Below are 23,658 nucleotides of genomic sequence, written 5' to 3' on the forward strand. Positions count from 1 at the left end.
TATTTTTATAAAACGTGAAAAGCCAATAAGGAGGGCTAGCCTCCTTATTGGTGTAGTAGGCTTAAAGTAGAGTTACTTTAGAAGGCCCACTTCTTTGTAGTATTTTGCTGCGCCTGGGTGAAGAGGGATAGAGATACCCGCTTTAACCATGTCTTCTTTTTTCAGGTTAGCAAATGCTGGGTGTAGGCGTTTGAAAGTGTCAAAGTTTTCAAATACTGCCTTAGCAACGTTGTATGCAACTTCTTCAGAAACGTCTGAAGTTGTTACCATAGTAGCTGCAACACCGAAGCTGTTTACGTCAGCGTCAGTACCACGGTACATACCAGCAGGAACTGTGCTGTAAGCGTAGTATGGGTTTTCAGCTACGATCTTGTCGATCTGTGGACCTGTTGCTGAAACCAGTTTTGCATCACAAGACGTTGTTGCTTCTTTGATTGATCCGTTCGGGTGACCAACCATGTAGATGAATGCATCAATCTTGTTATCACAAAGTGCTTGTGAACGCTCAGAACCTTTAAGTTCAGAAGCAAGCTTGAAGCTGTCGTTAGTCCAGCCCATAGCGTCCATTACAACACCCATCGTTGCACGGTCACCAGAACCTGGGTTACCAATGTTTACACGCTTACCTGCTAGGTCAGACACATTGTTGATGCCAGCATCAGTACGAGCGATGATGTTGAACGGTTCTGTATGTAGAGAGAACATCGCGCGAAGTTTCTTGTATTCGCCCTGATCTTTGAACTTACTTGTACCGTTGTAGCCGTGGTATTGCCAGTCCGATTGAACAACACCGAAATCTAGTTCACCAGCACGGATGGTGTTAACGTTGTAGATTGAACCACCAGTAGACTCTACAGAACAACGAATGTTGTGGTCTTTGCGGCCCTTGTTCACTAGCTTACAAATCGCACCACCAGTTGGGTAGTAAACACCCGTAACTGAACCAGTACCAATCGTGATGAACTCTTGAGCGTTAACAGCGCCAGCGCCCATTACAGCAGCTGCAATAGCACCAACTTTAATAAGTTTGGTAAATGCCATGAATTTCCCTTCCTTTATTCATTATTAACCCTGAAACAAGTGTAGTTGCTTCAGGAGTTTCCTATTTGGAAACGGCACCTTTTTCAATCCATGTGATGAAAAAGTGGCTGAATAATATCAAAAATTGGCAGAAAATTACTCGAATGTTAAAAGATATAGCTAAAAAATCTAACAAATGATGTCTTGATCTCGTGTTTGATTTGCTACTGGGTTTTTAAAATCAATGGTTTAGTGTGATTTTGGAAGGGAGGTATGGATATTCTAGGATGTGATTTGGATCACGAAGCAAATAGATACTCGTGATCCATTAATAAGGCTGATAGTTATGAAACAGCGATCAATTATCCTGCGTATTCAAACAGTTCACACACTGAATCAAACAGTTGCTTAGTGGTAACCGATAACGTTGGGGTAATGAAGATAGTATCATCACCTGCGACTACGCCCAGTATACCTTCCGACTTACCTAGTGAGTCTAATAAACGAGCAATCAGCTGCGCCGCACCAGGACCTGTGTGTATCACCACCAATGCATTGTTGTGGTCAATATCTAGTACTAATTCTCGTAAAGAGCTAGAAACGGTCGGAACACCTAGCTCAGCAGGAAGACAGTAAACCATCTCCATTTTTGCGTTACGAGTTCGAACGGCACCAAACTTGGTTAACATACGCGAGACTTTAGACTGGTTGATGCTTTCAAAACCTTCGTGTTTTAGGGCATCCACAATTTCGCCTTGTGAGCCAAAACGTTCTTCTTTTAGTAAGGCTTTAAATGCACGAACTAAGTTGTCTTGCTTTTCTGTATTGCGCATATGTCATTCTTATTCATTAACAAAGATGTTTGCATATTCTCGCATACATATTCAATTTTAGCCAAAACATCCCTGTAATTTGTTAGTCATATCACTGTAAATATTTAATAGAATAATGTGTTATTTGCGACGACTTATTTTGTTATTTCAGTCGATTATCGCCATAATGCGAACTTGCTGTGTAGCACGGTTTTATTGACTTGCGCGAAGTCGCAAAGCTAGCGTTAATTGATTGTAATCACTTTGTGATTAATATAGTTTTTTAACTTAGATTTAGCTCAAGAATTACCCTACAAAGAATCTATAAGAGAAAGCTCTCAAGGAGAATAACAATGAAAGTAGCTGTTATTGGTGCCGCTGGTGGCATCGGTCAAGCCCTAGCCCTACTACTTAAGAACCGCCTACCTGCTGGTTCAGATCTTGCACTTTACGACATCGCTCCGGTAACACCGGGTGTTGCTGCCGATCTTAGCCATATCCCAACGCCTGTTTCGATCAAAGGTTACGCGGGTGAAGATCCAACACCAGCACTAGAAGGTGCGGATGTTGTACTTATTTCAGCGGGTGTTGCTCGTAAGCCTGGTATGGATCGTGCGGATCTTTTCAATGTGAACGCTGGCATTGTTAAGTCTCTTGCAGAGAAAATCGCAGTTACTTGTCCGACTGCTTGTGTTGGTATCATTACTAACCCAGTAAACACAACAGTGCCAATCGCGGCTGAAGTACTGAAGAAAGCGGGCGTTTACGACAAGCGTCGTCTATTCGGTATTACGACTCTTGATGTGATTCGTTCTGAAACGTTCGTTGCTGAACTAAAAGACAAAGATCCAGGCGACATCCGTGTTCCTGTTATCGGTGGTCACTCAGGCGTAACGATTCTTCCTCTACTTTCTCAAGTTGAAGGCGTAGAGTTCACTGATGAAGAAATTGCAGCGCTAACGACTCGCATCCAAAATGCAGGTACTGAAGTAGTAGAAGCTAAAGCTGGCGGCGGCAGTGCGACACTGTCTATGGGTCAAGCGGCTTGTCGTTTCGGTCTTGCACTAGTTAAAGCACTTCAAGGTGAAGAAAACGTGATTGAATGTGCATACGTTGAAGGTGAAGGCGAGCACGCTCCATTCTTCGCACAGCCAGTTAAACTAGGCAAAGAGGGCGCTGAAGCGATCCTTAGCTACGGTGAGCTAAGTGACTTCGAACGTAACGCTTTAGATAGCATGCTTGAAACGCTAAATGGTGACATCGAGATTGGTGTTGAATTCGCTAAATAAGCGAAACGCTATTTAACTCAGACTTAAGCTAATTAATAAGGGCCGGTCATTATGATCGGCTTTTTTGATCCTGAAGTTCAAGCTACTCGTATTTAGCTTTACAATTAATGTGAAGGTAAATGTTATGGCTACTGTTCAGAAGGGTATGAATGTCGAATATTTGGGGCACTTAGGAAAAGTATTGGTAATTGATGAGCAAGAGCAGTACGCGCTAGTAGAGACTTACAACGGGCAAGAGCAGTACGCGGTGCCAATGGAAGAGCTTGAAGAGATTGAAGCACAACTGCCGTTATCATTAGAAGCCAGTCGATATTGAATTTGGCTCACCTACAAATATTTGTTGAAAACCAAAAAAAAGAGCCCTGAGGCTCTTTTTGTTATTTATATAGAAGCTAGAAGCTAGAAGCTAGAAGCGAGTTGTCTATTAACCTGCTTACTTACTGCGTTTAACAGCTAAGTGTGCGAGCGTGGTTAGCGCTTGCTTATATTCAGAGTCAGGAAGTACAGAAAGCTCAGCGATGGCTTTATCGGCCTCTTCGTAGGCTTTATTTGTTGTGTACTCTAAAGAGCCTGTCTCTTTCATTACAGCCATAATGTCGTCAAGACGTTCCATGCCGTTCGCTTTCTCAATCGCTTCACGAATCATGCTTGCTTGTTCAGGAGAGCCATTATGCATTGCGTAAAGTAGAGGAAGCGTTGGTTTGCCTTCGGCAAGATCGTCACCAACGTTTTTACCCATCTCTTTACCATCTGCAGTGTAATCCATCACATCGTCAATCAGTTGGAATGCGGTGCCTAGGTATTTACCATAGTTCTGCATTGCTGTTTCGATCTCTGGTGATGACTCAGTAAGAATCGCGCCGATTTGGGTCGCAGCTTCGAACAAACGAGCAGTCTTAGAGTAGATCACCTGCATGTAGCTTTCTTCTGTGGTGTCTGGGTTATTGCAGTTCATTAATTGTTGAACTTCACCCTCGGCAATCACGTTTACCGCTTCACTCATTAACTCAAGGATCTTTAAGGATCCTAGCGTTGTCATCATTTGGAATGAGCGTGTGTAGATAAAGTCACCCACCAAAACGCTAGCGGCATTACCAAAAGCGGCATTGGCCGTCGCTTTACCACGTCTCATGTCCGATTCGTCGACAACGTCGTCATGAAGCAGGGTTGCGGTGTGAATAAACTCGATAAAGGCTGCAGAGGTGATATGAGCTTCACCTTGGTAACCAAGTGCGCGGGCAGATAAAAGAGCAAGCAAAGGGCGTAGGCGCTTTCCACCACCGCTAACGATATAAAAACCAAGCTGGTTGATTAAACTTACGTCAGAATTAAGTTGGGCTTGAATTGTTTCATTCACTTTTGCCATATCATTGGCAGTAAGCGTTTGGATAGCTTTAAAATCCATTGTTCATCCGGCTGAAGTTAGACCCTGTAAGGCTTATACGTTGTATTCAATTGTTGAATAATACACTAAAAAACGTTGATTAATACATCGCTAAAGGGCATGATTGCCACACTTTTCTTTGGCGAACAGGTTTTCGCCAATTTTTTAAAAATATGGCTTGTCATAGCGCCATGATTCCCGTAGAATCTGCGCCCTATTGATTAGTTTAGCGCACACCCGAGTTGTACAATTGACAACCATAGGCTGTGCGGAAAAAGCGGAGTAAAATATGTACGCTGTTTTCCAATCTGGTGGCAAACAACACCGAGTAAGCGAAGGTCAAACACTTCGTTTAGAGAAATTAGACGTTGAAACTGGTGCAACTGTTGAATTTGATAAAGTTCTTCTTGTTGCTAACGGCGAAGAAATCGCTGTTGGTGCACCTCTTGTTGAAGGTGGCAAGGTTACTGCAGAAGTAGTACAACACGGTCGTGGCGATAAAGTAAAAATCGTTAAGTTCCGTCGTCGTAAGCACTCGCGTAAGCAAGCTGGTCACCGTCAGTGGTTCACTGAAGTGAAAATCACTGGCATTAACGCTTAAGTATTAGGAGAGTTTAACAATGGCACATAAAAAAGCTGGCGGTTCTACTAATAACGGCCGCGATTCAGAAAGCAAACGTCTTGGTGTTAAGCGTTTTGGTGGTGAATCTGTTCTTGCAGGTAACATCATCGTTCGTCAACGTGGTACTAAGTTCCACGCTGGCACAAACGTTGGCATCGGTAAAGACCACACTCTTTTCGCTCTTACTGAAGGTAAAGTGAAATTTGCTGTTAAAGGTCCTAAAAACCGTAAGTTTGTAAGCATCGAAGCTGAGTAATTTAATCTTTAACTAGATTATTTTATTAGCTTTCAAGCTGAATTCAAAAGCCCTGCCGATTCGGCAGGGTTTTTTATTTATAGCAAGAATAAAAAAGCAGACGCTCTTGTTTTGGTTTTGAGAAGCCGTTTTATTTTTTGATAAACAGATTAGTTTTTAAGAAGCCGTTTGTTTTTAAGAAATAAGAAGCAAAGAACCTCTCCTTATTTGTTCCTTGGTTGCAGGTCGGCCTAGATCTTAGGTGATCGATCTAAACACGGATCTGCTAGAATTTATATCACTCCTTGATGAGTGGTAACGCAACGTAAGTGCGGAGTTAAAAAATGAAATTCGTTGATGAAGCGGTAGTAAAAATAGAAGCCGGTGATGGCGGTAATGGTACAGTTAGCTTTTGGCGCGAAAAATTCGTCGCTAAAGGTGGTCCTGATGGCGGCGACGGTGGTGACGGCGGTGATGTTTACATCCAAGCGGATGAGAACTTAAACACACTGATCGATTACCGTTTCCAACGTTTTTACAATGCAGAGCGTGGCGAGAATGGTCGCGGCGGTAACTGTACTGGTAAACGTGGTAAAGACATTACGCTGAAAGTACCAGTTGGTACGCGTGCAGTTGATATCCACACCAACGAAATCGTTGCTGAAGTTGCTGAACACGGCAAGAAAGTAATGGTTGGTAAAGGTGGTTGGCACGGTCTTGGTAACACGCGTTTTAAATCGTCTGTTAACCGCGCTCCTCGTCAAAAGACAATGGGTACTAAAGGCGAAGTTCGTGAACTGCGTTTAGAGCTTCTTCTATTAGCTGACGTTGGTATGCTTGGCCTACCAAACGCAGGTAAATCTACTTTTATTCGTTCAGTATCTGCTGCGAAACCAAAAGTGGCTGATTACCCGTTCACTACTTTGATCCCAAGCTTGGGCGTGGTAAGTGTTGTCCCTGAAAAGAGCTTCGTTGTTGCCGATATCCCAGGACTAATCGAAGGCGCAGCTGATGGCGCTGGCCTTGGTATCCGATTCCTTAAGCACCTTGAGCGTTGTCGTGTTCTTCTGCATATGATCGACATTATGCCGATCGATCAATCTGATCCTATTCAGAATGCACTAACGATCATCGATGAGCTTGAGCAATACAGTGAAAAAGTTTCACAAAAACCTCGCTGGTTAGTGTTCAATAAAGTTGACCTAATGCCAGAAGACGAAGCAGACGAAAAGATTCAAGAAATCATCGATGCTTTGGGCTGGGAAGGCGAGTACTTCAAGATCTCTGCTGTGAATAAAATCGGCACCAAAGATCTTTGCTTCAAACTTGGTGAGTTTATGGAAAACCTACCTCGTGATGTTGTAGAAGTTGAAGAAGAAGAAAAAGTAGACTTTATGTGGGATGACTACCATAAAGATGCGATGAGCGGTAAGAATGTCGTTACTGAAGATGACGACGATTGGGACGATTGGGATGACGAAGAGGATGACGGCCATGTTATCTATGTTCGTGACTAATCCTCTTAGTTTCTCATAACGCATCGGTCGCTTCTTACAAGTACACTGATAGTTTTATTAAACCGCAATGAAAATTGCGGTTTTTTTGTATCTAAATCATGACGTCTTACTGTTTTTTATGCAAAATTTATCTTTAGATAATTAACGCCTATGGGAAGGAAATCATGGCATCAAAGCAAAGAGCGATCTCAAGACTCGTCGCTCAATCAGGACAAATGTTATTGGCGCACGGGGCAGAGAGCACACTGGTCGGCGATATCATGCGTCGCATCGGTATTGCTTGTGGGGTGAATGAGGTTGAAGTCGCACTGTCAGCCAATGCGCTTGTTGTAACTACCGTAATGGATGATCACTGTATTACCACTACTCGAAGTTGTGCTGATCGTGGCATTAACATGCAGGTTATCACCGACATTCAACGCATTTGCATCATGATGGAGAAGGGAATTCTCGATTATGATTTGGCGTATAAAAAGATTCAAAACATCAGCCCCGAGCGCTACAACCGTTGGTTAGTGGTTGTGATGATAGGGTTGTCGTGCGCCTCTTTTAGCCACCTTGCGGGCGGAGACTGGCAAGTCTTCATGATGACTTTTATTGCTTCAGCTTGCGGTATGATCGTCAGGCAAGAGATTGGGCACCGCCATTTCAATCCGCTATTAAACTTTGCTATCACAGCATTCGTTACCACGACCATTTCAGCTCAAGCCGTACTTTACAATATTGGCGGCCAACCCACGATCGTGATGGCTTCATCTGTATTAATGTTAGTACCTGGTTTTCCTCTGATTAACTCCGTCGCTGATATGCTTAAAGGCCATATTAATATGGGGTTAGCGCGCTTTACCATGGCCAGCTTATTAACTCTGGCGACGAGCTTGGGCATTGTCGCGGCGATGAGTCTATCAGATGTTTGGGGGTGGGCAAGCTAATGAGTATTTTCGAACTGTTTTTAGGTCTGCTCAACGATATGTTTTTCGCCGCTATTCCTGCGGTTGGGTTTGCATTGGTGTTTAACGTTCCGCAACGTGCTTTAATTTATTGTGCACTCGGTGGTTCTATCGGTCATGGTAGCCGGTATCTGATGATGCACTTTGGTATTCCAATCGAATGGGCGACGTTCTTCGCCGCAACCGTGGTTGGTATGATAGGGGTTCATTGGTCACATAAACTGTTAGCACATCCGAAGGTGTTTACGGTTGCAGCTCTAATTCCTATGGTGCCAGGTGTGTTCGCCTTCAAGGCGATGATTGCGATGGTGGAGATTAACAGGGCAGGCTACACGCCTGAGTTGTTGGCAATGTTGATGGAGAACTTTTTAAAATCGATGTTCATTATCGCAGGGTTGGCGGTTGGCTTAGCTGTGCCAGGGCTGTTATTCTATCGCCGTAGACCTATCGTTTAGCGTTAATTTTCTTTTTAGGGACAGGACTTTCGATTTATGATCATCAGCATGATAGCGGCAATGGCAAACAACCGTATAATTGGTAAAGACAATCAGATGCCTTGGCATTTACCTGCGGATTTTGCATGGTTTAAACGCTCGACTATGGGTAAACCAGTCGTGATGGGACGTAAGACCTACGATTCTATTGGACGCCCTTTGCCGGGTCGGTTGAATGTCGTAATCAGCCGTGATGAGAGTTTAAAGATTGAAGGTGTAACGACGGTAACTTCTATTGAACAGGCTCTAGAGCTACTCAGTGATGTTGAAGAGGTGATGATCATTGGTGGCGGCTCTATTTATGAGAGCTGCTTACCTAAAGCGGACAAGTTGTATCTGACTTACATCGATTTCGCCGTCGATGGAGATACACAATTTCCTGACTGGGGTGAAGGTTGGAAGCAGAGCTTTAAAGAGAGCTATCAAGCTGACGAGAAAAACAAACACAACATGGAGTTTGTGATTCTCGAGCGTTAACTGTGGTTATCAATAGCTAGTCTCTGAAAAATGCTTGCGTTACCCTACCAAGGTAGCGCAAGTTTCTCGTATCTTTATAGCGCTTTCTGAGTGAAAAACTGTTTATCTTCCCAGCGAAGAATTGTCAATTCACCTCCCCAGACGCATCCAGTATCAAGTCCAATTACGTCTTTTCCGTTATAGCCTTCAAGCGCAGCCCAGTGTCCAAAAACAACGGTTTTATCGAGCTTTACGCGTTGCGGAAGGTCAAACCACGGCACTAATGGTTCATCGGTAATTTCATTCGGTGGTAGCTTACATGCCATGTCGAGACGGCCATCTTCAAAACAGAAACGCATTCTTGTCAGGCTATTGATTGCATAACGATAGCGCTCAATATCATGTAAACCCTGATGCCATAAATCAGGCGTGTTACTGTACATGTTTTTGATTAGCCATTGCCATTTATCGGACTTCAGCAAGGATACGATCTCTCGATTTTCAACACGTGCTCTTTCTAGATTCCACTGCGGTGAGATACCCGCATGGCACATCACGAACTCTGGGTGTTCTTGAAGCAAAGGCTGTTGTCTTAACCATTCGAGTAGCAGTTCACGATCTTCAGCATCAAGAATCGCTTGAGTCTTATCTTTTGGTTTCGCTGGAAATAGTCCTAAGGACACCGCCAGAAGATGTAAGTCGTGGTTGCCTAATACAACCTTAGCTGCGTCACCAAGGTTACGAATAAAGCGTAACGTCTCCAATGATTTAGGGCCTCGAGCAACTAAGTCTCCGGCGACCCATAAAGTATCTTGGTGTTTATCAAAGTTAATTTTTTCAAGTAGTCCTTGAAGTTCGTCGAAGCACCCTTGGATGTCTCCGACAATGTAATTCGACACAATAGTTTCCTGTAGATACGGATGTACGGCTAATTAAGAATATTAGGGATTGCGAGTCTGAATGGGTCAACTTCGGTAATAAAATCAATGCCCTTGTTATCGGTCATCACATAGTGACCTTGCATAACGCCAACAGGGGTTTCGATGACCGTACCACTTGTGTAGGTGTACTCGTCGTTGGCTTCAATCACGGGTTGTTGGCCAACTACACCATCACCCTCAATGGTGAGCTGCTTGCCGTTAGAGTCGGTAATTAACCAGCGGCGAGACATAAGTTGCACCGTTGTTTTACTTAGATTTTTGATGGTAATAATGTAGGCGAAGACATAACGATTCTTCGTTGGCTCAGATTGTTCTTCTATGTACTTAGAGTGAACCTGGCATTTGATACAAGGCGTAGATATATCCATATTCGCACCTTTTGTTGTTGATATACTTAATGTAATTAAAGTATTACATAAAAAAGGCTCCTAACCGAAGTGTAGGAGCCTTTTTTATTTATTTGTCAGCGTTATGACTGTCGTACAACCAGTTTGCCATGTCGACAAACTGCTCGAGCGTTAAGTTCTCAGGACGCATGCTTGGGTTGATACCTAGCTCTTCAAGCACTTCCTTATCGATTAAGCTCTTGTAGCAGTTACGAACTGTTTTACGACGTTGGTTAAAGCCTTCACGACATACGCGATCTAGCCATTTCAGATCTTTTGCCGGATAAGGCAGCACTTCGTATGGCTGTAGGCGCACGACTGCTGAGTCTACTTTCGGTGGCGGAACGAAGGCCGTTGGTGGAACTTCTAACACAGGCGTTACTTTACAGTAGTATTGAGCCATTACAGTAAGACGACCGTAAGCTTTACTGCCAGGGCCAGCAGCTAGACGGTTAACCACTTCTTTTTGAAGCATAAAGTGCATGTCTTGCACGTCTTTATGGAATTCAAAAAGGTGGAACATCAATGGTGTAGAGATGTTATATGGCAAGTTACCAAAGATGCGTAGCTTATTGTTTGGCTTAACCAGTTCTTGGAAATCGAACTTCATCGCATCGCCTTCACGGATCGTTAGCTTGTCCGCAAGATCTGGATGGTTACGAAGACGTTCTGCAAGGTCTCTATCCAATTCGATAACAGTAAATTTATCGACAAGCTTACCCACAGGCTCAGTAATTGCGCCTAGACCAGGACCGATCTCTACCAAGTTTTGACCTGGTAGTGGGTTAATACTCGATACGATGCCATCAATAATGTATGGATCGTTAAGGAAGTTTTGACCAAAACGTTTACGCGCTTTGTGCCCTAAGTGGACATCATTTCTCATTGCTTTTTCTCTACTAATTCAATGGCGTGCGTGAGCGCTGTTCTAAAGCTCCCTGTATCGGCTTGGCCTTTCCCTGCCAAGTCTAAGGCGGTACCGTGGTCGACTGATGTGCGAATAAACGGTAAGCCAAGCGTGATGTTCACTGAGCGACCAAACCCTTTGTATTTCAATACCGGGAGTACTTGGTCGTGATACATACCTAAAACAGCATCTGCATCTTGCAAATATTTTTCATTAAAGATGGTGTCTGCTGGCAATGGGCCAACTAAATTGATGCCATCTTTTTGGTGAATTTTTTCTAGCGTCGGGGTGATAGTTTCAATCTCTTCACGCCCTAAACAACCATCTTCACCAGCATGTGGATTCAAGCCACACACATAGATAGTTGGTTTCTCAATAGCAAATTTTTCAACCAAGTCTTTATTTAGAATAGCAATAATTTGCTCTAATCTGTCTTCGGTCACAGCTTGAGATACATAAGCTAGTGGGATGTGCGTTGTTACTAGCGCAACACGCAGCCCTTCAGTTGCCAACATCATCACCACCAGTGGTGTATTGGACTTCTCTGCAAAGAACTCGGTATGGCCGCTAAAAGCAACGCCAGCTCGGTTAATTACACCCTTGTGAACGGGGCCGGTGACAATAGCATCAAATTCATCATTCATACAGCCAATTGCTGCGGTTTCTAAAGTATTTAATACGTAATGACCATTAGCCTCATTGAGTTGACCTGCAACTGCCGTTTCAGCAAGTGGAACGTGTTTCACTACCAGTGTGCCAGCGCGTTGCGGTTGCTTAGCTGCATTTGCATCGTAGTCCAGAAGATCGACTTCGATACCAAGAATTTTAGCTCGCTCGGATAGCAGTGTTTTATCAGCACAAACCACGAGTTGATGAGGCCAACTTTCTTGAGATAGAGCCAAAGTTAAATCTGGGCCTATCCCTGCTGGTTCACCTGCGGTTATGACAATACGTTTAGTTGTTGTCATCTTGGTCGTCCTCAACCATCTCAACAAAGGCACTTGCTCTTACTTCTTGTAGCCAAGCACCAGCTTCTTCGTTGAATTTACGGTTAAATAGAATTTGGTAAGCTTTGTTTTTCAAAGCTGAATCGGTACGGTCGACTTCGCGACGGTCTAGTACTTCAACAATGTGCCAACCGTGTACGGTTTTGAATGGCGCACTGATTTTGCCTTCTGGTAGCGTTTCTACTTGGTGTTTGAATTCTGGTACATACAAATCTGGTGTTTGGTAGCCTAGCTCACCATCTTGTACTGCAGAACCTGGATCTTGGCTGTATTGCTGTGCAAGGTCGCCAAAGCTCGCTTCACCTGCGTTTACGCGGCGCGTGATCTTTTCAAGTTGTTCTTTCGCGCCATCGTCACTCAAGATTACGGTTGGCTTAATCAAGATATGACGAGCATTCACTTCCGTTACTGCTACGGTTTCTAAGCCTTTCACATCTTCAATTTTTAGAATGTGGAAACCTACACCGCTACGGAAAGGACCGATGATGCTGCCTTTATTTTGCATTTTGATCTGGTCAGCAAAAATGGTTGGCATCTCTTCTTTACGCATCCAACCCCAATCACCACCTTGCAGCGCTTTAGGACCCTTAGAGTAAGTATATGCCATGGTGCTGAAATCTTTGCCTGAGTTCAGTTCTTCAACCAGTTCAGTAGCTTGAGCTTCTAACTCTTCTTTGGTTTGGTCATCATTAAAGCGCAGTTGAATGTGGCCAATTTTATATTGAACGGTCGCGTTAGTCTCTTGCGCTAAGATATCTGCTAGGTTATCAACTTCCGCAGGAAGAATATTGATACGGCGACGAACTAAGGCGTTACGAGCTTCACTTGCTGCAATCTCTTTTCTTACTTGCTCTCGAAATGCATTGTAGCTAAGGCCTTCTTCAGCAACCGATGCGGTAAGTTGTTCTACCGTTTGGTTGTTGTCTTTAGCGATACCTTCAATTGCTTGATCAAGTCGAGCATCATCAATACGAACACCGATACGTTCTGCTTCTTGAGTTTGAATAGTATCGATGATCAGTTTTTCTAGTACTTGCTCATTGAGCACATCTTGCGATGGCAGTGTTTGACCGCTTTTTTTTGCGTTGGCACGCAGTGTCTTCATCGAGGCATCGATGTCGCTTTGTAAGATAACGCCTTCGTTAACGATAACTTTTACGCTGTCTAGCTCGACTGGCGCTGCAAAGCTTGTTGATAAAGTACAAGTCGCTGCGATAGCAATTAATGTGCGTTTCCACAATGTCATGTGTAATCCTTTAAATTTACTGATTTCTTATCAGTAAAGAAAATTAGTTGTTTAAGAAGAATGGGCGACCGTAGCTCAATGAGTTATCAGAACTGCTATCCCCAACAGCGCCTGAATCAGAGCCTAAGTTAGTACCAAAGCCGATAATACCGAAATTCACACCAAAGTTATTTTCATATTCAGGCGTGACATTTGGATCACTAATGTTATTTGTCAGCTGGTTACTATACGTAAAGCCGATGTACCAACAATCCGATCTATAGTTTAAACGAGCTAACCACTCTAGATCTTCTTGTGTGGTTAAGTCATAGAAATATTGAGCACTGGTGCTCCATTTCGGTGAAATTTGGTAGGAACCAAGTAAACCCGCTTGCGAAATACCATCTCTTGTTATGGATGATACGTCAAAATCTACAGTTTCATTTATGTATTCTTCTGTAACATAGCGATAGTTGGTTTGTATGTAACCACCAGCAAAGCGGTATTCAAGTGTACTATTCGCTAATTGCATCGAAGATGAGTCAATATCGTATTGCACGCCACCATGGTAGAACAGGTAGTCATCATAGTTGAAGTCCATTTCTATAGCCCAAGACGAATAATTAGTTTTGTTATCAGAGTCGTCGTTGTCTAAAGTCTGTTTTGTATCTTTATCGATATAAAAAATCTGACCAAAAGAAATATTCAAACGCTCTTTATACTCATCATCGAAGAAACGAGATGATGCACCATAACTAATTTGATTCGCAGATGCGATACGATCAACACCGCTATATTTACGGCTTCTAAATAGACCATAGTAATCGGTCTGCAGTAGTGTCGTATCGTAAAGACCAATGTCACTTTGATCTTCTTCTGGTACGTAAAGATACTGAACTTGAGGTTCGAGTGTTTGAGTGTAATTGCCCACAATTTTTGTATCACGTTCAAGAACGATACCTGCGTGGCTTCTAAACTCTGGAATAACTCGGCTTACCGATTCTTCTAAGCCTTCATAATCAGAACCCGCACCTGTATCAACGCCGTCAAGGTCTTGTTGATAGTAAGTACCAAGTAGTCGAGCTTCTGTTGTCCAAGTACCCCAAGTGTTACCTACTGGGATTGTAATACCAGGTTCAACGTGAACACGAGTGGCTGATGGTTTGCCTGATGCGTCGGTATCGAACATTGATATATGACTGATTAAGTCAAAATCTAGGTAATCCATTACCTCTGGAGCATAGTAATTGTACTCGAGTTGTGGCATTAGACGATAAGGCAAGTTATTGCTGGTGGTAAGAACTTGGAAGTCTCGAACAAGTACAGACGCATCCCAATTTTGAGAACGGTATGTTGCTTGCCCTTCTTGAAGCAGTTGTCCATCTTCACGGTTACCGATATTTGAGCTCATGTCCGAAAAGTAGTCAATATCACTGACTTTAGAGTAATCAATTTCGAATAACCAAGATTGTTGGAATATTCCTGAATGTTCTAGTTGGAAACCCCAACGATCGCCTAGATCAGTGTACTTTTGATCGTCTGGTAAATATTCAGACTCGATACTACCGGAACCAAAATCGCTTAAATATCTGAATTTACTGTTGAGTTGAGTGCCACGCTCTTGCATGTACTTGAAGGTAGTTTCCAAATCGTAGTCTGGTGCTAAGTTCCAATAAACAGGAATTTCAGCTTCAAAACCATCGCTTGAACCATACGAAACTGTTGGGTACAAGAAACCGGTTTTACGTGTATCACCCACCGGTACTGTTAAGTAAGGTAAGTAAAAGACGGGAACACTTTGGATTTCAAAACGTGGATTATAAAAAGTGGCTTGTTCTTCGTCTTGGTCGACACTGATGCTCGATGCTCTTAGACGCCAAGCATTATCGCCGATAGGGCAAGAGGTAATGGAGCCATCTTCAATCTCATAAACCGCTTTACCTGTTTTTGCTATATAAACAGCATCTCCGCGACCGGGCTCGCAAAGGAATTCGTAATCGGTGTTCTCAAGCGTCATTTCATCTGTAGTCAGATTATTGGTCGCTCTGTCTGAGATAGATTTGATTTGACCATCACTAAAGTTTACGTTGCCTTCAGCTACAACGATATTTTCTTGTTGGTGCAGGGTTACGTTATCGGCAAGGATGGTCTTGTTCCCTTGCGTAACGACTACGTCACCTGAATATATTGCTTTGTCACCATTGATAGCTTCTAGGCGATCTGACTCAACGTGAGCGGGTAGCTGTGTCTCGTTTTCTGCAGCGGGCTCGATCAAGCATTGATCTATAGAGGGCATTTCCTGCACACTACTATCGGTGATTGTTTCAGCTTGAGTTGTCGACACGTATAACGCCGTACTTATAGACGCGGCTAACAAGGAGCGGGAAAAAGATTGCATGAAGTTGAACTATCCTGTGTCACTAGATGAAGGGTTGATCTAGTATCAATCCAATTAATAAAGCATTTTCCTTATGATAAAGGAAATAATAGCATTCAGCATCATCAGACAGCATTACTCAGATAAAATTCATAGATAGAGAACACATAATGCAAATATTTGGCAAAATTTTGGGCGCGTTTTTTGGCTTTTTATTTGGAGGGCCACTCGGTTTAGTTTTTGGTCTGTTTTTAGGACACCAATTCGATAAAGCTCGCGGATTGAACCAATCAGGCTTCAATAGCTCTGGTTTTGGTCGAGGTCCAAGCCAAGCAGAAAGACAGAACGAGTTTTTTAAATCCGCTTTTGCGGTTATGGGGCACGTTGCTAAAGCGAAAGGGCAGGTAACGCCAGAAGAGATTCAACTCGCTTCTACCATGATGGAGCGTATGAACCTGCATGGCGAACAGCGTAAAGCAGCGCAAGATGCATTCCGTGACGGCAAAGAGAGCGACTTCCCTCTGAACGACGTACTTGAGCGAGTTAAAATCTCATCGGGTGGTCGTTTTGATCTTCTGCAGTTCTTTCTAGAGCTTCAGGTATCTGCCGCATTTGCGGATGGAAGTTTGCACCCGAGTGAACGTCAAGTTCTGCATAAAATAGCGCAAGGGCTTGGGTTTTCGGCAGCACAACTAGAACGCCGCTTGCAGATGCAAGAAGCTGCGTTCCGTTTCCAACAGCAAGGTGGAAGCTTTGGTGGCCATCAGGGTCATGGGCAATCATCAGGTTGGCAACAGGCTTCGCAACAGAACCAACTTGGCGACGCATATAAGGTTCTTGGTGTGAGTGAAAGTGCTGACGGTAAAGAGGTGAAGAAAGCCTACCGCAAGCTGATGAATGAACATCACCCAGATAAACTGATGGCGAAGGGCTTACCGCCTGAGATGATGAATGTTGCGAAAGAGAAATCGCAAGAAATTCAGAATGCTTATGACCTGATAAAGAAAGTAAAAGGTTTTAAGTAATTGAATATAGACCGAGTCATGATATTAAATGACTCGGTTTTTTATTAAAGGGAATTATATGACGGTAACGTATCAGGATGTTCTAGAGTTTTGGTTCGATGAACTGACGCCAAAAGACTGGTTTACTGGCGGTGAAGAGATCGATACTTTGATTGAGTCTCGTTTTGCTAAACTGCACAAAGCCGCTATCCAAGGTGAGCTATTTGAATGGCGACAAAATGCAGAAGGGCGCTTGGCTGAAATTATCGTGCTTGATCAGTTTTCTCGAAATATTGGTAGAAAAAGTCCGACAGCATTTTCTGCTGATCCGATGGCGTTGGCTCTAGCCCAAGAGGCGGTAGCGGGTGGTTTTGATCACCAGCTTAACGAGCAACAGAAAAGCTTCCTGTATATGCCTTATATGCACAGTGAATCTTTGTTAGTCCATGAACAAGCCGTGGAACTCTTTTCTCAAACGGGATTAGAGCATAATCTGGACTTTGAGTTTAAGCACAAGGTTATCATTGAGCGATTTGGTCGCTATCCGCACCGTAATGAGGTGTTAGGGCGAGCTTCGACTCCCGAAGAGATTGAGTTCTTGCAGCAACCGAGCTCAAGCTTTTAATTGTAGAAATACGGTCAAAGAATTGAGAAGAGGCTAGAGGTTAATAAAAACCTCTAGCCTCTTTTTTACTTTAGTGATCAACTTTAGCCTTAGAGCTAGTTTGCTTGGTTGAGCGACCAATCGTATTCATAACTGATGTTTTGAGTATTGGTTACTGCTTCAATTCGATATTGTTCTAAGTGCTGAATAAGCTGTTTCTTCGTACCAAAATCCACAGCAAACCATTCGTAAATCGATGATAGTTGAAGCTTATTGTTTGTAACCATCACGCCTTTGTCACTGCTTACAAACTCAGTTGCAGCTTGCTCTAGCAAGGCTTCAGTATTTTTAGAGGTAAAAGCGTCAGGTTGTAAGTTAGGGCAACCTAGGCTGGCACAGTTCACTGCATAATGCGTGCGAGGATCTTGCCAAATTGGTCTTAGGATTCGGTGTTCAATGTCATTGAGTGTCAGTGATTTCCCATTAACGACTACCACATCATCTCCCCACGGACCGAAACTAAATAGTCCGCCAAGTTTAGTTATGGATTTGATCGGGTAGGCATCAAGAATCAAATCGACAGTCACGGCGTTATATAGATTAACCCAGTAGGCATACTGCTCCGCTTTTGAATAGTTGAGCGGATTCACCTGTTCGAGTTGCTTGATGTATTGCTTAAGTTTGGTCTTATCGGCAGTGTTCACCGCTTTATAGCTAACTAACGTATTTTGCCCCTGTTTAACCAAGTAGCTATCGAGGAATTGCTGCCAATCTTGATGAGATACCTGTTCTAGGTTGGTTTCGTCGCTTTGCTTCCAGTATGGCCAAAGATCGGATTTAGGCGCAGACCAAGCTAAGGTTGAGAAAAGTAGGCTGACAATAAAAAGTAGTTGTTTCATGGCATTCTCCTGATGACTGACTACTAAGACCTTAAGGCTTACCATTTTCTTTCATTGCTCTTCATTTAAATAAACATATGAAGTTAAGTTAAAAGCTTAGCCAAATAAAAAAGGTTGGCACTTGGCCAACCTTTAGATTTATTCAGAAACGTCTCATTATTTTAGGAAGCTAGGAATCTTAGCTTCAAACTCTGAGATCTTATCGGCATGTTGAAGTGTAAGGCCGATATTATCTAAACCATTCAGTAAGCAGTGACGACGGAACTCATCAATTTCAAACGAGTACTCTTTGCCGTTCGCGCTGACTTTCATTGCTTCTAGATCAACCGTAATTTCTGCACCTTCATTCGCTTCAACGAATTGGAATAGCTCATCCACTTCTTGCTCAGTCAATCGAACTGGCACCATTTGGTTGTTGATCGAGTTACCGTAGAAAATGTCGGCAAAGCTTGGTGCGATCATTACTTGGATACCGTAATCGGCAAGCGCCCACGGTGCGTGTTCACGAGATGAACCACAACCGAAGTTTTCACGAGCTAAAAGAATTGAAGCGCCTTGGTAGCGAGCTTCGTTCATTACAAAATCAGGGTTTGGCTGTTGGCCTGCATCGTCTAGGAAGCGCCAATCGTGGAACAAGTGCTTACCAAAACCGATGCGGTTTACTTTCTGTAGAAACTGCTTTGGAATGATCGCATCAGTATCGATGTTGGCCGTATCTAGAGGAACGACTAATCCGGTGTGTTGTTGAAAACCTGACATGTTAAATCCTCTAATTAAAGTTCACGAATATCGACAAAGTGACCAGCGATAGCCGCTGCGGCTGCCATTGCTGGGCTAACTAGGTGCGTACGACCATCACGGCCTTGGCGACCTTCAAAGTTACGGTTTGATGTAGAAGCACAGCGCTCTTGTGGACCTAGACGGTCGTTGTTCATCGCAAGACACATAGAGCAACCCGGTAAACGCCATTCAAAGCCTGCTTCGATGAAGATCTTATCTAGGCCTTCAGCCTCAGCTTGTGCTTTAACTTGCTCTGAACCCGGAACGATAAGCGCTTGCACATGTTTTGCAACTTGGCGACCTTTCGCTACTGCTGCTGCTGCACGCATGTCTTCGATACGAGAGTTAGTACAAGAACCCACGAACACTTTATCTACGTTGTAATCAGATAGAGATTTACCGGCTTCAAGACCCATGTAAGCCAGCGCTTTTTCAGCTGATGCTTTTTCTACAGGGTCTGCGAAGCTTTCTGGTGCAGGGATTGGTGTGTCTACTGAGATAACCTGACCTGGGTTGGTACCCCAAGTGACTTGTGGTTTGATGTCTGCCGCTTCTAATGTAACAACTGCATCGAATTCTGCATCAGCATCGGTTTTTAACGTATCCCAGTATTCGATTGCTGCTTCTAGGTCTTCGCCTTCTGGAGAGAACTTACGACCTTTGATGTACTCGTATGTCGTTGCATCTGGAGCGATTAAGCCTGCTTTAGCGCCAAGCTCGATTGCCATGTTACATACTGTCATACGACCTTCCATCGTAAGGTCGGTAATTGCCTCACCACAGAATTCAACTACGTAGCCAGTACCGCCAGCAGCCGTTGTTTTACCGATGATCGCTAGCACGATGTCTTTTGCAGTGATGCCAGGAGTAACCTTGCCTTTTACTTCGATCTTCATGGTTTTAGCGCGAGCTTGTTTTAGCGTTTGCGTAGCTAGAACGTGTTCCACTTCTGAAGTACCGATACCAAATGCTAGTGAACCAAATGCACCGTGTGTAGCCGTGTGCGAGTCACCACATACGATGGTCATGCCCGGTAGCGTAATACCTAGCTCAGGACCCATTACGTGCACAATACCTTGGTATTTGTGGTTTAGATCGTAAAGCGTGACACCAAACTCTTCACAGTTCTTCGATAGCGTTTCCATTTGGATACGAGCCATCTCACCAGAAGCGTTGATGTCTTTAGTTTGTGTCGATACGTTGTGATCCATGGTCGCGAAAGTCTTGCCAACTTGGCGAACTTTGCGGCCTTTCTCACGCAAGCCATCAAATGCTTGAGGTGACGTTACTTCGTGAACTAAGTGACGATCGATATAAAGAATTGGTGTTTCGCCCTTCGCTGCAACCGCAACGTGAGCGTCATAAACTTTTTCGTATAAGGTTTTTGCGTGCTGGTTTGTCGACATAGCTTTTCTTCCTTGGGAGCATCAGTCCCAGTGTTTGTTTCGAGCCAAGTCATGCGGTTTACGCTGACTTGGCTTGATATTATTCTTATATACTTGCTTCTAATCGGAGCCTTTAGCTTATGAAGCTAAGATGTACTCAGCGATCTTGTCACCCATTTCAGAGGTAGTCAGCGCTTGGTTTTTGCCAGCAAGGTCTGCCGTTAGCTCGCCTGCAGAAAGTGCTTTAGAAACCGCTGCTTCGATGTCTTGTGCTGCCGCTTCTTCGCCTAGGCTGTAACGAAGCATTAGGGCTGCAGAAAGGATTTGCGCGACTGGGTTTGCAATGTTCTTACCTGCGATGTCTGGTGCACTGCCTCCTGCTGGTTCATATAGACCGAAGTTGCTTTCGTTCAAGCTTGCAGAAGGAAGCATACCCATAGAACCAGTGATCATTGCGCACTCATCAGAAATGATGTCGCCGAAGATGTTTGAACATAGCATTACGTCAAATTGAGACGGGTCTTTGATTAGCTGCATGGTCGCGTTGTCGATGTACATGTGGTTTAGCGTTACATCTGGGTAATCTTTTGCGATCTCTTCAACGACTTCACGCCATAGGATAGAGCTCTGTAGAACGTTCGCTTTATCGATTGAGTAAACGTTTTTGTTACGTAGGCGTGCCGATTCAAACGCAATCTTTGCAATACGTTCGATTTCGTAGCGGTGGTAAACCTCTGTATCAAAAGCTTTTTCAGTTGCGCCTTCGCCTTCACGGCCTTTAGGTTGGCCGAAGTAGATACCGCCTGTTAGCTCACGGACTACCACGATGTCGAAACCGTTACCTGAGATGTCAGCACGTAAAGGAGAGAAAGACTCTAGACCTTTATGGATTTGAGCTGGACGTAGGTTACAGAACAGTTGGAAGTGTTTACGTAGAGGAAGTAGGGCACCACGCTCTGGTTGGTCGTTCGGTGGAAGGTGTTCCCATTTAGGACCGCCAACAGAACCAAAAAGTACTGCGTCAGATTCTTCACAGCCAGTGACTGTTGCTTCTGGAAGTGGACAGCCGTGGTTATCAATTGCAATACCACCAACATCATACTCTTCGCGAGAAAAGCTAATCGCGTGCTTCTTTTCGATCGCGTCTAGCACTTTATGCGCTTGTTGCATTACTTCTGGGCCAATGCCATCACCAGGTAGTACGGCAATTTTGTATGATTTATCAGTCATGTTAATCCTTTAATTCTTTGTTACTGAGCTATTTAGCTCGTTTTAAATTTTGTCCCTAAAGCCAATAACATCGGCTCTAGGGCTCTGTTATTGGGTGTTTAAACTGTTGCGATTCTTTGCTGTTTCATTTCAGCAATGGTGTCTGCGCGTTGAATGCTATTAATAACGTGCAGTAGCGCCTGACCAGAGGCCTCAACGATATCCGTTGAAACGCCTGTACCGTGGTACTTGCGGCCTTTGTAGTTCGCAATAATATCAGCTTGGCCTAAGCCATCTTCGCCTTCACCTTTCGCGGTAAGGTCGAATTTATCCAATGCAATTTCGTAACCCGTTAAGCGGTAGATACATTGGTATAAAGCATCAACCGGGCCGTTACCGACAGCCGCTTCGCATTTCTCTTCATCACCACATTGCAGCTTGATGCTGGTGGTAGACATAACACTACCAGATTGTACGCTTAGGTAGTTAAGTTTATAGAAGTCATCTTCGTCACGTAGATTTGCGAAGTGCATTAGTGCTTCTAGGTCGTAATCGAATACTTGGCCTTTACGGTCAGCCAGTTTCAAAAAGTCTTCGTACAATGAATCTAGGTTGTACTCATTGTCTTTGTAGCCCATTGCGTCCATGTGGCTCTTAACGGCTGCACGACCACTGCGGCTGGTTAGGTTCAATGCTTTGTTTTTCAAGCCAATAGACTCAGGAGTCATGATCTCGTAAGTGTTCTTGTTCTTAAGCATGCCGTCTTGGTGGATACCTGAAGAGTGGCTGAATGCGTTAGCACCGACGATTGCTTTGTTGTCTTGAATTGGCATGTGGCAAAGCTGGCTAACCAACTTACTGGTACGGTGAATCTCTTGATGATCCAAACCAGTATGAACACCTAGTAACTCTTGGCGAGTTTTGATGATCATTGCGATTTCTTCTAAAGAACAGTTGCCCGCACGCTCACCGATACCGTTAATAGTACCTTCAACTTGACGAGCACCGGCTTGTACCGCAGCAATTGAGTTAGCAACCGACATACCCAAGTCATCGTGACAGTGAACAGAGATGATTGCTTGGTCGATGTTTGGAACGCGATCAAATAGCGTTTTGATAATGCCACCAAACTCGTTAGGTACTGTGTAGCCCACTGTGTCTGGAATGTTGATGGTTTTCGCGCCCGCGTTGATTGCCGCTTCAACCATACGACATAGGTTATCGATAGGCGTACGACCTGCATCTTCACAAGAGAACTCAACATCGTCTGTGTAGTTGCGCGCATGCTTTACCGCTTTTACTGCCATATCGACAACATCGTCGTAGCTACGGCGTAATTTATCTTGCACGTGAACCGTTGATGTAGAAATGAAGGTGTGAATACGGAACTGCTCAGCGACTTTTAACGCTTCTGCAGCGGCATCGATATCCTTCGCTACAGCACGAGAAAGTGCACAGATTCGGCTGTCTTTAATATTTTTTGCGATGGTTTGTACTGACTCAAAGTCGCCTGGTGATGACACCGGAAAGCCCGCTTCAATAACATCTACACCCAGTCGTTCAAGTGCATAAGCGATCTGTAATTTCTCTTTTACCGTTAAGCTTGCAGCCAACGCTTGCTCGCCATCACGTAAGGTCGTGTCAAAAATTATCACTTGATCGTTCATGGGTGCTTCCTTATATCGATAATGAATCGATTGCTATCCAAATTATTATTAAGAATGATGTTCTTTTAAAAGTGCCAGTTACAAAAAAACCCGCTCAGCGCGGGTTTTAATATTTGTGTAGTTCTTGACCCACAACTTACCCGCGCGATTGGTTCACGATAAGGAGAAGTTTCAGCAGTCGAGAAGAAGAAAAAATCATTACACAAATATCCGTAAATAAACTGTTAACACCATATTTACCGCAATTTATTCTGAGCGTCAAACAAGAAAATCCAATATCAGCGTGCTTTGGCGGTGTTTTTTTTTGGTTTGTGCTGCTTGCGTGTTGTTTGCTGGTGTTATCAGCTGATTGAGTGTTTTGTACTGGGCGGTTAGTTTATCGTTTGGCTGATGTGTAGGTTAAAACTTTGTAGTAAATCTTTTTGATGGAACGATTCACCAATAAAATTAAAAGGGTGGCTAAATTAATTAATCATTTGATTAAATAG

The 23,658-nt window shown here is 43.8% G+C and carries 24 protein-coding genes; 10 read left to right on the forward strand and 14 right to left on the reverse strand.

Annotation, left to right across the window (positions count from 1 at the left end; translation table 11 throughout):
* Positions 1 to 72: 72 nt before the first annotated feature.
* Positions 73 to 1,041, reverse strand: a complete 969-nt coding sequence (locus tag AB4507_RS08560) for a TAXI family TRAP transporter solute-binding subunit (RefSeq protein ID WP_017061374.1) — start codon at positions 1,039 to 1,041, stop codon at positions 73 to 75.
* Between the two features lie 341 nt (positions 1,042 to 1,382).
* Entirely contained in the window at positions 1,383 to 1,853 is a 471-nt protein-coding gene (gene argR, locus AB4507_RS08565) for a transcriptional regulator ArgR (RefSeq protein ID WP_004740827.1), read from the reverse strand.
* 332 nt (positions 1,854 to 2,185) lie between these two features.
* On the opposite strand from argR, the gene mdh reads away from it, so the two are divergent.
* A complete protein-coding gene (gene mdh, locus AB4507_RS08570) occupies positions 2,186 to 3,121 on the forward strand; it encodes a malate dehydrogenase (protein ID WP_009847834.1) in 936 nt (311 codons plus the stop codon).
* Between the two features lie 124 nt (positions 3,122 to 3,245).
* Complete coding sequence (locus tag AB4507_RS08575) at positions 3,246 to 3,437, forward strand: hypothetical protein (protein WP_017068805.1); 192 nt, start codon at positions 3,246 to 3,248, stop codon at positions 3,435 to 3,437.
* Positions 3,438 to 3,554: 117 nt separating this feature from the next.
* On the opposite strand, the gene ispB is transcribed toward AB4507_RS08575, so the two are convergent.
* On the reverse strand, positions 3,555 to 4,526 hold the full coding sequence (ispB, locus tag AB4507_RS08580; protein ID WP_017061376.1) for an octaprenyl diphosphate synthase: 972 nt from the start codon (positions 4,524 to 4,526) through the stop codon (positions 3,555 to 3,557).
* Positions 4,527 to 4,794: 268 nt separating this feature from the next.
* Here ispB and rplU point away from each other — a divergent pair, with 268 nt between their 5' ends.
* From rplU to folA, 6 genes are all read left to right on the forward strand, one after another.
* Entirely contained in the window at positions 4,795 to 5,106 is a 312-nt protein-coding gene (rplU, locus tag AB4507_RS08585; protein WP_004740823.1) for a 50S ribosomal protein L21, read from the forward strand.
* A gap of 19 nt (positions 5,107 to 5,125) precedes the next feature.
* Positions 5,126 to 5,383 (forward strand): 50S ribosomal protein L27, encoded by a 258-nt coding sequence (gene rpmA, locus AB4507_RS08590; protein ID WP_004735905.1) that lies wholly within the window; start codon positions 5,126 to 5,128, stop codon positions 5,381 to 5,383.
* 323 nt (positions 5,384 to 5,706) lie between these two features.
* Positions 5,707 to 6,879 (forward strand): Obg family GTPase CgtA, encoded by a 1,173-nt coding sequence (gene cgtA, locus AB4507_RS08595; protein ID WP_372129596.1) that lies wholly within the window; start codon positions 5,707 to 5,709, stop codon positions 6,877 to 6,879.
* Positions 6,880 to 7,043: 164 nt separating this feature from the next.
* Complete coding sequence (locus AB4507_RS08600) at positions 7,044 to 7,811, forward strand: threonine/serine exporter ThrE family protein (protein ID WP_017061378.1); 768 nt, start codon at positions 7,044 to 7,046, stop codon at positions 7,809 to 7,811.
* Positions 7,811 to 8,284, forward strand: a complete 474-nt coding sequence (locus AB4507_RS08605; RefSeq protein ID WP_017062945.1) for a threonine/serine exporter family protein — start codon at positions 7,811 to 7,813, stop codon at positions 8,282 to 8,284. The genes AB4507_RS08600 and AB4507_RS08605 overlap by 1 nt, the downstream gene beginning before the upstream one ends.
* A 36-nt stretch (positions 8,285 to 8,320) precedes the next feature.
* Positions 8,321 to 8,800 carry a type 3 dihydrofolate reductase gene (gene folA / locus AB4507_RS08610; protein ID WP_137001747.1) on the forward strand — a complete coding sequence of 160 codons (480 nt, stop codon included), beginning with the start codon at positions 8,321 to 8,323 and terminating at the stop codon, positions 8,798 to 8,800.
* A 74-nt stretch (positions 8,801 to 8,874) separates the two neighbouring features.
* Here folA and AB4507_RS08615 read toward each other — a convergent pair whose 3' ends face one another.
* The 6 genes from AB4507_RS08615 to lptD all read right to left on the reverse strand — a co-directional run bounded on the left by AB4507_RS08615 (position 8,875) and on the right by lptD (position 15,643).
* Complete coding sequence (locus tag AB4507_RS08615; protein WP_372174614.1) at positions 8,875 to 9,678, reverse strand: symmetrical bis(5'-nucleosyl)-tetraphosphatase; 804 nt, start codon at positions 9,676 to 9,678, stop codon at positions 8,875 to 8,877.
* A gap of 29 nt (positions 9,679 to 9,707) precedes the next feature.
* A complete protein-coding gene (apaG, locus tag AB4507_RS08620) occupies positions 9,708 to 10,088 on the reverse strand; it encodes a Co2+/Mg2+ efflux protein ApaG (protein WP_004735899.1) in 381 nt (126 codons plus the stop codon).
* Between the two features lie 88 nt (positions 10,089 to 10,176).
* The gene (rsmA, locus tag AB4507_RS08625) at positions 10,177 to 10,992 is read right to left on the reverse strand and encodes a 16S rRNA (adenine(1518)-N(6)/adenine(1519)-N(6))-dimethyltransferase RsmA (protein ID WP_017062942.1); all 816 of its coding nucleotides are present in this window, start codon (positions 10,990 to 10,992) and stop codon (positions 10,177 to 10,179) included.
* Entirely contained in the window at positions 10,989 to 11,981 is a 993-nt protein-coding gene (gene pdxA, locus AB4507_RS08630) for a 4-hydroxythreonine-4-phosphate dehydrogenase PdxA (protein WP_372174615.1), read from the reverse strand. The genes rsmA and pdxA overlap by 4 nt, the downstream gene beginning before the upstream one ends.
* A complete protein-coding gene (surA, locus tag AB4507_RS08635; protein WP_136979300.1) occupies positions 11,968 to 13,266 on the reverse strand; it encodes a peptidylprolyl isomerase SurA in 1,299 nt (432 codons plus the stop codon). The genes pdxA and surA overlap by 14 nt, the downstream gene beginning before the upstream one ends.
* A gap of 43 nt (positions 13,267 to 13,309) precedes the next feature.
* Positions 13,310 to 15,643 (reverse strand): LPS assembly protein LptD, encoded by a 2,334-nt coding sequence (gene lptD, locus AB4507_RS08640; RefSeq protein WP_229647480.1) that lies wholly within the window; start codon positions 15,641 to 15,643, stop codon positions 13,310 to 13,312.
* A 149-nt stretch (positions 15,644 to 15,792) separates the two neighbouring features.
* Here lptD and djlA point away from each other — a divergent pair, with 149 nt between their 5' ends.
* A complete protein-coding gene (gene djlA, locus AB4507_RS08645) occupies positions 15,793 to 16,647 on the forward strand; it encodes a co-chaperone DjlA (RefSeq protein WP_017061385.1) in 855 nt (284 codons plus the stop codon).
* A gap of 58 nt (positions 16,648 to 16,705) precedes the next feature.
* Positions 16,706 to 17,251 (forward strand): DUF924 family protein, encoded by a 546-nt coding sequence (locus AB4507_RS08650; protein WP_372182536.1) that lies wholly within the window; start codon positions 16,706 to 16,708, stop codon positions 17,249 to 17,251.
* 95 nt (positions 17,252 to 17,346) lie between these two features.
* Here AB4507_RS08650 and AB4507_RS08655 read toward each other — a convergent pair whose 3' ends face one another.
* The 5 genes from AB4507_RS08655 to leuA form a co-directional block, all read right to left on the reverse strand.
* Positions 17,347 to 18,129 carry a DUF547 domain-containing protein gene (locus AB4507_RS08655; RefSeq protein WP_017061387.1) on the reverse strand — a complete coding sequence of 261 codons (783 nt, stop codon included), beginning with the start codon at positions 18,127 to 18,129 and terminating at the stop codon, positions 17,347 to 17,349.
* 156 nt (positions 18,130 to 18,285) lie between these two features.
* A complete protein-coding gene (gene leuD, locus AB4507_RS08660) occupies positions 18,286 to 18,888 on the reverse strand; it encodes a 3-isopropylmalate dehydratase small subunit (protein ID WP_017062937.1) in 603 nt (200 codons plus the stop codon).
* Positions 18,889 to 18,902: 14 nt separating this feature from the next.
* Positions 18,903 to 20,315, reverse strand: a complete 1,413-nt coding sequence (leuC, locus tag AB4507_RS08665) for a 3-isopropylmalate dehydratase large subunit (protein ID WP_017062936.1) — start codon at positions 20,313 to 20,315, stop codon at positions 18,903 to 18,905.
* 117 nt (positions 20,316 to 20,432) lie between these two features.
* A complete protein-coding gene (leuB, locus tag AB4507_RS08670) occupies positions 20,433 to 21,524 on the reverse strand; it encodes a 3-isopropylmalate dehydrogenase (protein WP_017061390.1) in 1,092 nt (363 codons plus the stop codon).
* A gap of 98 nt (positions 21,525 to 21,622) precedes the next feature.
* Positions 21,623 to 23,170, reverse strand: coding sequence for a 2-isopropylmalate synthase (leuA, locus tag AB4507_RS08675; RefSeq protein WP_017066940.1), 1,548 nt, complete (start codon positions 23,168 to 23,170; stop codon positions 21,623 to 21,625).
* Positions 23,171 to 23,658: the final 488 nt, after the last annotated feature.

This window comes from Vibrio sp. 10N.222.54.A3 (assembly GCF_041474095.1).
Lineage (GTDB): Bacteria > Pseudomonadota > Gammaproteobacteria > Enterobacterales > Vibrionaceae > Vibrio > Vibrio crassostreae_C.

Coding starts and splice junctions, on each gene's coding strand:
- AB4507_RS08560 (WP_017061374.1), bottom strand. CDS start 1,041: ATGGCATTTACCAAACTTATTAAAGTTGGTGCTATTGCAGCTGCTGTA.
- argR (WP_004740827.1), bottom strand. CDS start 1,853: ATGCGCAATACAGAAAAGCAAGACAACTTAGTTCGTGCATTTAAAGCC.
- mdh (WP_009847834.1), top strand. CDS start 2,186: ATGAAAGTAGCTGTTATTGGTGCCGCTGGTGGCATCGGTCAAGCCCTA.
- AB4507_RS08575 (WP_017068805.1), top strand. CDS start 3,246: ATGGCTACTGTTCAGAAGGGTATGAATGTCGAATATTTGGGGCACTTA.
- ispB (WP_017061376.1), bottom strand. CDS start 4,526: ATGGATTTTAAAGCTATCCAAACGCTTACTGCCAATGATATGGCAAAA.
- rplU (WP_004740823.1), top strand. CDS start 4,795: ATGTACGCTGTTTTCCAATCTGGTGGCAAACAACACCGAGTAAGCGAA.
- rpmA (WP_004735905.1), top strand. CDS start 5,126: ATGGCACATAAAAAAGCTGGCGGTTCTACTAATAACGGCCGCGATTCA.
- cgtA (WP_372129596.1), top strand. CDS start 5,707: ATGAAATTCGTTGATGAAGCGGTAGTAAAAATAGAAGCCGGTGATGGC.
- AB4507_RS08600 (WP_017061378.1), top strand. CDS start 7,044: ATGGCATCAAAGCAAAGAGCGATCTCAAGACTCGTCGCTCAATCAGGA.
- AB4507_RS08605 (WP_017062945.1), top strand. CDS start 7,811: ATGAGTATTTTCGAACTGTTTTTAGGTCTGCTCAACGATATGTTTTTC.
- folA (WP_137001747.1), top strand. CDS start 8,321: ATGATCATCAGCATGATAGCGGCAATGGCAAACAACCGTATAATTGGT.
- apaG (WP_004735899.1), bottom strand. CDS start 10,088: ATGGATATATCTACGCCTTGTATCAAATGCCAGGTTCACTCTAAGTAC.
- rsmA (WP_017062942.1), bottom strand. CDS start 10,992: ATGAGAAATGATGTCCACTTAGGGCACAAAGCGCGTAAACGTTTTGGT.
- pdxA (WP_372174615.1), bottom strand. CDS start 11,981: ATGACAACAACTAAACGTATTGTCATAACCGCAGGTGAACCAGCAGGG.
- surA (WP_136979300.1), bottom strand. CDS start 13,266: ATGACATTGTGGAAACGCACATTAATTGCTATCGCAGCGACTTGTACT.
- lptD (WP_229647480.1), bottom strand. CDS start 15,643: ATGCAATCTTTTTCCCGCTCCTTGTTAGCCGCGTCTATAAGTACGGCG.
- djlA (WP_017061385.1), top strand. CDS start 15,793: ATGCAAATATTTGGCAAAATTTTGGGCGCGTTTTTTGGCTTTTTATTT.
- AB4507_RS08650 (WP_372182536.1), top strand. CDS start 16,706: ATGACGGTAACGTATCAGGATGTTCTAGAGTTTTGGTTCGATGAACTG.
- AB4507_RS08655 (WP_017061387.1), bottom strand. CDS start 18,129: ATGAAACAACTACTTTTTATTGTCAGCCTACTTTTCTCAACCTTAGCT.
- leuD (WP_017062937.1), bottom strand. CDS start 18,888: ATGTCAGGTTTTCAACAACACACCGGATTAGTCGTTCCTCTAGATACG.
- leuC (WP_017062936.1), bottom strand. CDS start 20,315: ATGTCGACAAACCAGCACGCAAAAACCTTATACGAAAAAGTTTATGAC.
- leuB (WP_017061390.1), bottom strand. CDS start 21,524: ATGACTGATAAATCATACAAAATTGCCGTACTACCTGGTGATGGCATT.
- leuA (WP_017066940.1), bottom strand. CDS start 23,170: ATGAACGATCAAGTGATAATTTTTGACACGACCTTACGTGATGGCGAG.